General features: G+C 59.0%; 9 protein-coding genes. 5 read left to right on the top strand and 4 right to left on the bottom strand.

All coding sequences use genetic code 11. The features are described 5' to 3' along the window. The coding region (locus AC3B8H_RS14875; RefSeq protein WP_488442326.1) for a hypothetical protein at positions 1–295 on the top strand (295 nt) is incomplete at its 5' end. On the opposite strand, the gene mnmG is transcribed toward AC3B8H_RS14875, so the two are convergent. Then, on the bottom strand, positions 275–2,146 hold the full coding sequence (gene mnmG, locus AC3B8H_RS14870) for a tRNA uridine-5-carboxymethylaminomethyl(34) synthesis enzyme MnmG (protein WP_488442327.1): 1,872 nt from the start codon (positions 2,144–2,146) through the stop codon (positions 275–277). The genes AC3B8H_RS14875 and mnmG overlap by 21 nt on opposite strands. Before the next feature lie 65 nt (positions 2,147–2,211). On the opposite strand from mnmG, the gene AC3B8H_RS14865 reads away from it, so the two are divergent. Genes AC3B8H_RS14865 through AC3B8H_RS14855 form a run of 3 tightly spaced genes read left to right on the top strand, consistent with a single transcriptional unit; the run spans position 2,212 to position 5,544 of the window. Next, entirely contained in the window at positions 2,212–2,487 is a 276-nt protein-coding gene (locus AC3B8H_RS14865; RefSeq protein WP_488442325.1) for a DUF7230 family protein, read from the top strand. A 59-nt stretch (positions 2,488–2,546) separates the two neighbouring features. Then, positions 2,547–3,155 (top strand): GTP cyclohydrolase II, encoded by a 609-nt coding sequence (ribA, locus tag AC3B8H_RS14860; protein ID WP_488442324.1) that lies wholly within the window; start codon positions 2,547–2,549, stop codon positions 3,153–3,155. Between the two features lie 4 nt (positions 3,156–3,159). Continuing rightward, positions 3,160–5,544 (top strand): Lon protease family protein, encoded by a 2,385-nt coding sequence (locus tag AC3B8H_RS14855; RefSeq protein WP_488442323.1) that lies wholly within the window; start codon positions 3,160–3,162, stop codon positions 5,542–5,544. Positions 5,545–5,629: 85 nt separating this feature from the next. Here AC3B8H_RS14855 and AC3B8H_RS14850 read toward each other — a convergent pair whose 3' ends face one another. From AC3B8H_RS14850 to AC3B8H_RS14840, 3 genes are all read right to left on the bottom strand, one after another. Then, entirely contained in the window at positions 5,630–6,313 is a 684-nt protein-coding gene (locus tag AC3B8H_RS14850) for a hypothetical protein (RefSeq protein ID WP_488442322.1), read from the bottom strand. A 297-nt stretch (positions 6,314–6,610) separates the two neighbouring features. Then, positions 6,611–7,447, bottom strand: a complete 837-nt coding sequence (locus tag AC3B8H_RS14845) for a matrixin family metalloprotease (protein ID WP_488442321.1) — start codon at positions 7,445–7,447, stop codon at positions 6,611–6,613. Positions 7,448–7,702: 255 nt separating this feature from the next. After that, positions 7,703–8,224, bottom strand: coding sequence for a GNAT family N-acetyltransferase (locus AC3B8H_RS14840; protein WP_488442320.1), 522 nt, complete (start codon positions 8,222–8,224; stop codon positions 7,703–7,705). Between the two features lie 109 nt (positions 8,225–8,333). Between AC3B8H_RS14840 and AC3B8H_RS14835 the strand changes: the two genes are divergently transcribed. Next, the gene (locus AC3B8H_RS14835) at positions 8,334–9,083 is read left to right on the top strand and encodes a zinc ribbon domain-containing protein (RefSeq protein WP_488442319.1); all 750 of its coding nucleotides are present in this window, start codon (positions 8,334–8,336) and stop codon (positions 9,081–9,083) included. Positions 9,084–9,356 lie beyond the last annotated feature (273 nt).

The raw sequence follows: 9,356 nt of genomic DNA, 5'->3' as shown, positions 1-9,356 counted from the left end.
ATTTTGGGTTTTTTCCCAACTCCCTCGCACTGCGTGGCAACGAGTGCCAATAATGTCGCCCACACAATTGGCAACACAGAATAGATTTTTGCCCCGTTTTACCGCGCCGAGCACCGGTGGTTTTAAACGGCAGCCCGCCAGGGCCCGCTTAAAACCACTGGTGCTCAGGATCAAAATGGCATCGGGGTGTCTTTTCTTTGAAAAAGCAAAAAAGAAACTCGACTGTCGATCCGCGAACCGATTTCAAAACATCGTTCGCGATAGCGACATCAAACTAAGCGCTTTTCTTCTTTAGATGCACCAATAACAGCGAAATCGCCGCCGGCGTGATGCCGGGTATCCGCGAGGCTTGACCCAGGGTTTCCGGCCGTTGTTTTTTCAGCTTTTCGCTAACTTCGTTGGACAGGCCCGACACCAGGCTGTAATCGACGTTATCCGGTAGCTTCAAATGTTCGTAACGCTGAGTCCGGTTGATTTCGGTTTGTTGGCGATCGATGTAGCCGGCGTATTTGGCCTGAATCGCCACTTGCTCGGCAACTTGTTCGTCGATGTCGGTTTCGTCGCCGAAATGCCGCAATAAATTTTCAACGTCCACTTCCGGCCGGCGCAGCATCTCCATCAGATTCGCCTCCTTGACCAATTTTTTACCCCAGATTTGCTCGGCCAGCGCCGCTTCGTCGGATTCGGCTCTAATCCATTTCTTTGCCAATTTGCCTTGCAGGTTGGCGATGGCTTCGCGCTTTTCTTCAAAACGTTGCCAGCGTTCGTCATCGACCAAGCCCAGCTCGCGACCCTGTTCGGTCAAGCGCAGATCGGCGTTGTCCTCGCGCAATTGCAGCCGGTATTCGGCACGGCTGGTGAACATCCGGTAGGGTTCGGCGGTGCCGCGAGTGATCAGATCGTCGATCATCACGCCGATGTAAGCTTCCTCGCGGCCTGGGCACCAGCTCTCCAGCCCCTTGGCCAGCCGCGCGGCGTTCAAACCGGCGATCAAACCTTGAGCGGCGGCTTCTTCGTAGCCGGTGGTGCCGTTAATCTGACCAGCGAAGAACAGCGCGTTCATGTGCTTGGTTTCCAGCGAGGTTTTCAGGTCGCGCGGATCGAAGAAATCGTATTCGATCGCGTAGCCGGGCCGGACGATTTCGGCGTTTTCGAAACCCAACATGGTGCGGATGAAACGGTATTGAATGTCAAACGGCAGGCTGGTCGAGATACCGTTCGGGTAGACTTCATTGGTGTTCAAGCCTTCCGGTTCGACGAAAATCTGATGCGAATCGCGCTCGGCAAAACGCACCACTTTATCCTCGATCGACGGACAATAACGCGGCCCGACGCCTTCGATGATGCCGGAATACATCGGCGAACGGTCCAGACCGGAACGGATGATGTCGTGAGTTTGCTGATTGGTCCGCGTGATATGGCAACAAATCTGGCGCGGGTGCTGCTCGCGGCTACCCATGAACGAAAACACCGGCAGCGGCGTGTCGCCGTGTTGTTCCTGCAACTTGCTGTAATCGATGGTGCGGCCGTCGATGCGGGCCGGCGTGCCGGTTTTCAGGCGGCCGACCCGAAACGGCAACTCGCGCAAGCGTTCGGCCAACGCAATGGATGCGGCATCGCCGGCGCGGCCGCCGCTGTAATTTTCCAGGCCGATATGGATGCGGCCACCCAAAAAAGTGCCGGCGGTCAACACCACGGCCCTGGCGTTAAATTCCAAACCCATCTGGGTTTTGACGCCGGTCACCCGGTCGCCCTGGACGATCAAATCGGACACGGTTTGTTGAAACAACGCCAGATTCGGCTGATTCTCCAACGCGGAACGTACCGCCTGTTTATACAACTGGCGATCGGCTTGCGCCCGGGTCGCGCGCACCGCCGGCCCCTTGCTGGCGTTCAGAATCCGAAACTGAATGCCGCCCCGATCGATGGCCTTGGCCATCACACCGCCCAGCGCATCGACCTCTTTTACCAAGTGGCCCTTGCCGATGCCGCCGACGGCCGGGTTGCAACTCATCTGCCCCAGGGTTTCGATGTTCTGGGTCAACAGCAGGGTTTGCGCGCCGGTGCGCGCCGCCGCCAGCGCCGCCTCGGTGCCGGCATGGCCGCCGCCGACCACGATCACATCAAAGTCTTTCTGGAATTTCACAGGCAATTCACGCTCGAATAGGGTTAAAATAACACGCTATTTTAATGGCTTACGGAGAAAAAAGCATGAAAAAACAAAAGCAGGGCAAGGGTTTGCATGAACCGCCCGCCCAAAACCCGGTCGCGAAATTCGCCCACCGCTTCAACAAACACCAAGTATTCGCCGACAAACGCGCCTATCAACGCAAAGCAAAACACCGCGGGCTGGAGCCCTTTGCCATCGTTTCGGCCGAGCCGATGGCAAAGGGCTTAGCCGCATTTAACCAGCGCATTCCAACCCGCCTCGGGTCGGCCAATCCCGGCCGCCCCGAGGCCCGCGCCGAATCCGCCCGGTTACATTAGCCGCCCGTCGAGACGATTCCGGCCGCCCCCGCGGCCGTACTTTGAGGATTTCCCGCGCAGTGAAAGCAAGCATAGAAGACAAAGTTCAAACCCGGATTCCCACCAAACACGGCGAATTCATCCTGCACTACTACAGCAACAGCCTGGACGACAAGGAACACGTCGCCTTCGTCAAGGGCGAGGTCGCCGGCAAGGACCACGTACCGGTACGCATCCACTCCGAATGCTTCACCGGCGACGTATTGGGCTCGCGCCGCTGCGACTGCGGCGAGCAACTGGACATGGCGCTGGGCCTGATCGAGCAAGCCGGCTGCGGCGTGTTGATTTATCTGCGCCAGGAAGGCCGCGGCATCGGCCTGCTGAAAAAACTGCAAGCCTACAATTTGCAGGACCAGGGACTGGATACCGTCGATGCCAACATCAAATTGGGCCACTTGGCCGACGAACGCCAATACGACATCGCCGCGCTGATACTCAACGCCCTACAGGTGCGCTCGATCAATTTGATCACCAACAATCCGCAAAAAATCGACGAACTGACCAAACTGGGCGTACAAGTCCACGACCGGATCGCCATCGAAACCCGGGTTCACGACGACAACGTCGATTATCTGAAAACCAAGGCTGAACGCATGCGCCACATGCTGAACATGCCCGGCAGCGAATAAACCGATGCTAGACCACCTTAAACTGCCCGCGTCCGCGCTGAAGCTGACGTTGGAACTGCCGCGCCCAAGCACCCCGAACCCGGCTTCCGGCATTCTCGGCCAACAACGCGCCCAATCGGCGCTGGCCTTCGGCATTGCGATGAAGGCGCCGGGCTACAATATTTTCGTGATGGGCGAACCCGGCACCGGCCGGCTGTCGATGGTCAGCCAATATCTGGGCGAACAAGCCGAACGCCAGGAATCGCCGCTGTCCTATGCCTATGTCGAAAATTTCGACAATCCGCGCGAACCGGTCGCCATCGAACTGCCGTCCGGCGAAGGTCACACCTTCGCCAAGGACATCGAAAAATTGATCGACGGCGTCCTGGCCACCTTTCCGGCCGCGTTCGAAAGTCCCAGTTACCAGCAAAAGAAGACCGCGATCGAGCGCCGTTTCAGCCAGCGCTACAACAGCGCGATCGATCTGGTCGACAAAAAAGCCCGCGAGATGGACGTGGCACTGTACCGCGACAACGACGCCATCACCTTTTTGCCGATCCAGAACAACAAGGCCCTGGACGAGGAACAATTCACGCTGCTGCCTCAAGAAGAGCGCGACGCCTTCCATCAACACACCGAGGAACTGGAAGAATATCTGAGCGAAGTCTTGCTGGAGCTGCCGCAGTGGCGGCGGGCGCTGGTCGAGGAAATGCGCCAGCTCGACAACGACACCATCAAGCTGGCCTTGGAACCGCTGCTGGCCGAGCCGACCAGCCGCTACCAGAACGTCGACGACGTCATCACCTATCTGGCCGAAGTCGAGAAAAACCTGAGCCAGACCATCGGCGACCTGCTGATGCCCAGCCGTAGCGCAGAAGGCCGCGAATTCGCCAGCAAGCGCCAGCTGCTGATCGAGCAATATCTGCCGAATATTCTAGTGGATTGCAAACACGACGGCGTCGGCGCGCCGGTGATCTACGAGCCGCATCCGATTTACCAAAACCTGTTCGGCCGCATCGAGTACGTCAGCGACCAAGGCACCCTGGTCACCAATTACCGGCGCATCTGCCCCGGTTCGCTGCACCGCGCCAACGGCGGTTATCTGATCCTCGACGCCGAAAAAGTGCTGACCTATCCCTTTGTCTGGGAAGGCCTGAAACGGGCGCTGAAGGCGGGCAAGATCGAAATCGAATCGCCGTACTCGGAACTGGGCATCAACACCATCACGTTAAAGCCGGAAGTGATTCCACTCAACGTCAAGGTCATTCTGGTCGGCGATCGCGACATTTACTACCTGCTGGAAGAGCTGGATAGCGAATTCAACGAGATGTTCCGGGTACTCGCCGATTTCGACGACCACATCAAGCGCACGCCCGACAACGTCGGCCAATTCGTGCAACTGCTGACCCGCCACGCCGCCGACTCCGGCGCCAAGGCATTGACCGACCAAGCCTTGCTGCGGCTGATTGAACACAGCTGCCGCTTGGCCGAGGACCAAGGCCGCTTGTCGGCTCACGTCAATCAATGCCTGGAAATTATCGCCGAAGCCAATTTACTGGCCACGCAAACCGACGCCAACGACATCGGCAAACCGGAAATCGAACTGGCGCTGACCGCCCGCGAGCAACGCAACGGCCGCATCGCCGAGGCAATACTCGAGGAAATGCTGGACGGCACGATTTTGATCGATACCGACGGCCAGGCGATCGGCAAGGTCAACGGCCTGACCGTGATGGACATCGGCGGCAGCAGCTTCGGCGCGCCGGCGCGGATCACCGCCACGGTGCATCCCGGCTCGCGCGGCATCGTCGACATCGAGCGCGAAGTCGAACTCGGCCAGCCCATCCATTCCAAGGGCGTGATGATTTTGACCGGCTATCTGGGCCATTGCTACGCCCAGCAATTTCCGCTGGCAATCTCGGCCAGTATCGCGATGGAGCAATCCTACGGTCACATCGACGGCGACAGCGCCTCGCTGGCCGAACTGTGCTGTTTGATCTCGGCACTGACCCGCACCCCGATCCGGCAGGATCTGGCGATGACCGGCTCGATCAATCAATACGGGGAAGTCCAGGCCATCGGCGGCGTCAACGAAAAAATCGAAGGCTTCTTCGCGCTGTGCCAGGCTCGCGGCCTGACCGGCCAACAGGGCGTGATCATACCGACTTCCAATAAACGCCATTTGATGCTGAAACAAGACGTCATCGACGCGGTGGAAAAAGGCTTGTTCGCCATTTACGCGGTATCCAAGGCCGACGAAGCGCTCAGCCTGTTGACCGGCCAGGACGCCGGCGCGATGGACGAAGCGGGGCAGTACCCGGAAGGCAGCGTCAACTTCAAGGCCGTGGCCCGCTTGAAGGAAATTTCCGATCTGTCCGCCGACGACGACAAGGAAACCGAAACCGGTTAGCATCGCTAACCCGACCGCCACGGCCGGGTTTAGCACGGCGACATCGGCTTCCCCGCCAACCCGCGCGGCGGGGAAGACCATGTGTCTAGGCGGACCGTCTTCCGCCAAGCAAGCGCAGCATCGCGATTCCGGACAGCATCAGCGGCAGCGCGGCCGGTACCGGCACCGTCGCGATGCCTTCCCGGAACCACAGATCGAACGGCGCCTCGGCGCCCGCATAAACAGCGCCCTCGAAATACGGCACGCCTGGCGCGTAGGCGTCGTTTTTAAACCCGGTACCGAATATGCCCAGGTCCGAGGATTCGGCACCGTTGCGGAAAACTTCCCACACGTAAGTGTTGCCCGCAATTAACGCTACCGGCGCGGTAAATTCAAATCGCACCAACTCCGGCGTCTGAAATGGCGTTAATGCCGGCTGATCGGCAAAAAACACCGTGTTGCTGACACCCAGAATCGTACCCGTCATGTCGGCTTCGCGAATTCTGACCGCAATGTCGTCGCCGCTACCGAAATTCGGATTTTGATCGTTGACCATCAACTCGACGAAATCCAGCGATGACAGACCGGGCCGAAAGCTTTGACCAATCGGGCCGGCATTCACGGTAAATCCACCGCCAATCGGTCCGACGTTGGCCTGATCGACGATGTCGGCCGAGGCGGTCCGGCTTGACAAGCCCATCGTCAGCGCCAAGCCCAAGGTAAATAGTCCGGCTTTGCAAGCCGGCAGCAACCAGCGCCCGGCGCCGGTGTCGGAATAGTGGTAATCCATGGTAATTCTCCCGTCAATTCTAAGAACCGGCCGACGCGGCCGACCTGATTTCACGCCAACGCGACCCTCGCCGAAACCGGCCAGGGCCAGACACCGGCAAACCACGTAAACCGTGTATTCCAGCGTCTCGAATCGTTAGCGTGGGGAAGTGTAAAAAAGACAGGGTCCGGTTGGCGGTGAACTATTTCACCGCCAACCGGCGAATAACGCACTTTGCGGCTCTCGACACCGAAGCTAAGGGCCAAAGTCGTTGGAAAGCGGCGGCAGCCTGACCAAACATCGGCGGCCGCGCCGACATTAAACCAGCCGGCGTTTTCGGTTGCCCACCAAAAACCCGGCCAAACCGCTGGCAAACAGGCCCGCCGCCGCCGGCAACGGTACCGCGGCCGGCGCACCGTATAAATATTGCGCGCCGGCGATGTCGTCGGAGTCCAATTCGCGATTGATTCGGAACCAGCAGGCCGAATCGACGACTTGCATTACCGGACAACCGCCACCGACCGGCGGGTGGTCCAAACCCAGCGCGTGTCCCATTTCATGCAGTAACAAACTCTCGAAGTCGTTGGGCGCGGTCGAGGCGCTGGGAAACAAATCGCCGTCGCTTCCGGGTTGGAAGGCGTAAAACGAGTTGGCCGCGAAGATGATATCGCCGCTTCCGGTGCCGCCGTTGGGTGGTGGCGCGTAGCCGACCGCGCCGCCGCCGGAACTGAAATCAAAAGCGCCGATGCGAATATCCGGCGTCCCGGCGCCGGCGTGATTAATCGGCAAACCGGAGTCGGTCAACGGCCCGACAAAACTGATGTTGGCGACGCCGGCCCATTTATCGAAAGCCGCCTGAATGTAGCCGATCAAATCGGTCAACGGCGTCAGCGTGTAACCGGTACCCGGCGAATTCTCGATCCAGATCGAAGTCTTCGCGGTGCCGGAACAGGCGCTATCGCAATAAACCGAACCCGCCGTGCCTTCCGGAATGAATCCCCAGGTCACGGTGCCGCCGGGGGTACCGGGCGTATTGTCGCCGCCCCATTTCAAAACCCCGCCGCTGCCGTCTGGAAATGTCGCGTAAGCCTGAGCGGCCCCGGACAATACCGCCAACCCTAAACCAACCAATATCGCATACGATCGATAACTCATAAATACCCCCTCCACGCGAGAGCCAAGGAAGACGCCGGCCGGACCGGCGCCGAAATACCGCCAAGCGCGTGCCGCTCGGCAAAACGCAAACCGATTCCAGGCACTTGGGGTCAGGCTATTTCGAACCCGCGGGTCAGACCGGCTTTCTATTTGATGTGCGTCACAAATTTAGCAACGCTGCTGCGCTCTATAGCACATTTTTAGAAAAGAACAAAAAATATTTACTTGACTTGGGGGCAATCGATTGATTTGAGTTTAAACCGGCTTCTCGAGCCGCTCCAAACTCAACCCAGCCACCTTGGGCTGCCACAGGTTGGGGTTTTCCGGGAAGGGCAGGCAAATGCCGGTGCGCCGGTAACCTCGGCGCTGGTAATACGCCAACAATTCCGCGCGGCGCGGAATCACAAACATCGCGAAACGTTCGATCGTCCAGGTCCGCGCCGCCAAGTCTTCGGCGGCGGTCAACAAGCGCCGGCCGACGCCGCGATTTTGCCGCGCCGGCTCGACCGTCAGCATGCCGATATGGGCTTCGCGTTCGACCAAACGCACTTGCACGCAAGCCACCAACCGGTCGGCTTCGAAACCGGCGACCATCAACACGGCGGGATCGGTCAGCGCCGCCGCCAAATCCTCGGGGTCGGTACGCTTACCGTCCAGCAAATCGGCCTCGGTGGTCCAACCCAAGCGGCTGGCTTCGCCGCGATAAGCGGCATTGACCAAGCCCGCCATGATTGGAGCATGGTGGAGTTCGGCGCGAAGGAAAGTCAATGGGGACATACGAGGGTATCCGGCGTTCAGGAATTCGGCACTCGGGCCAAGTCGGGATTTGCTGCTAGGCTAGACGATAACCAGACCGCGCTCAAGCGCCTGTTTTCGGGAGCCCGCCGTGGACACCTGCCCTAAATGCCAACACGCCCTACCGCGACCCGCTCCGGCCATCTGCCCCCAATGCGGCGTGGTGTTCGAAAAGTATTTCCGCTATCACGCGGACCCCAAGCGGCCAGCGCCGGCGCCGGCGCCAAGCACTCGAGTCGAATTCGAGACAAGGCCGGCGATCGACTGGCTCGCGGATGCCTATGCCGATAGCGAGTTTGCCTTCTGGGGCCGAGGCCTATTGCTGATGCTGTTCGCGCTATGGAGTTGGATATTGATCGTCCCGCCGATCGCCGCTAATGCCGCCGGCTCGTCGTTTTTGCATTTGGTCAACCTGCCCTTCCACGAAGCCGGCCATCTGATTTTCCGGCCGTTCGGCGCCTTCGTCACATCGTTGGGCGGCAGTTTGGGACAGTTGCTGATGCCGGCGATTTGCATGGCAACCCTGTTCATAAAAACCCGCGACCCGTTCGGTGCCGCGCTATGCCTGTGGTGGTTGGGCGAAAACTTCTTGGACATCGCACCCTACATCGACGACGCCCGAGCGGGCCAACTGCCCTTATTGGGCGGCAACTTCGGCCATTCCGCGCCCTACGGCTTTCATGACTGGGAATATTTGCTCACCGAATCCGGCCTACTGGCCCACGATCACGCCATCGCCAAATTTTCCAAATTCGTTGGGTCGTTGGCGATGCTGATGGCACTGGCCGGCGGAACCGCCGTTCTCATCAGGCAACGCGCCGTGCTGGCCGCGCAACACTAGCTGCGTATCCGATCAAAACCACCACTGATTCCTACCGTAAACCGCCAGGCATTCCGGCCTGAAAGCCGCCATCGGTTCCGATTCAAACCAAGTCGGATTTAGAACGCCTTGGATTCGGCCAGAAGCAGGCATTGGACATTCTTGATGGAATGGCTGGATTTTTACTCAAAGCTGAAACTCAACTCCGTCGGCTACAGATGCGTTCATCCTCCATATCTACTGGAGACTCCACAATGGCGTATTTCACAATATCGGCATCAGGATATTCCCGCT

It is taken from the genome of Methylomonas sp. BG-2 (genome assembly GCF_057766305.1).
The sequence above is the reverse complement of the archived record's forward strand: the minus strand, read 5'-3'. Positions and strand labels throughout refer to the sequence as shown.

Coding starts and splice junctions, on each gene's coding strand:
- AC3B8H_RS14865 (WP_488442325.1), top strand. CDS start 2,212: ATGAAAAAACAAAAGCAGGGCAAGGGTTTGCATGAACCGCCCGCCCAA.
- AC3B8H_RS14855 (WP_488442323.1), top strand. CDS start 3,160: ATGCTAGACCACCTTAAACTGCCCGCGTCCGCGCTGAAGCTGACGTTG.
- AC3B8H_RS14850 (WP_488442322.1), bottom strand. CDS start 6,313: ATGGATTACCACTATTCCGACACCGGCGCCGGGCGCTGGTTGCTGCCG.
- AC3B8H_RS14845 (WP_488442321.1), bottom strand. CDS start 7,447: ATGAGTTATCGATCGTATGCGATATTGGTTGGTTTAGGGTTGGCGGTA.
- AC3B8H_RS14840 (WP_488442320.1), bottom strand. CDS start 8,224: ATGTCCCCATTGACTTTCCTTCGCGCCGAACTCCACCATGCTCCAATC.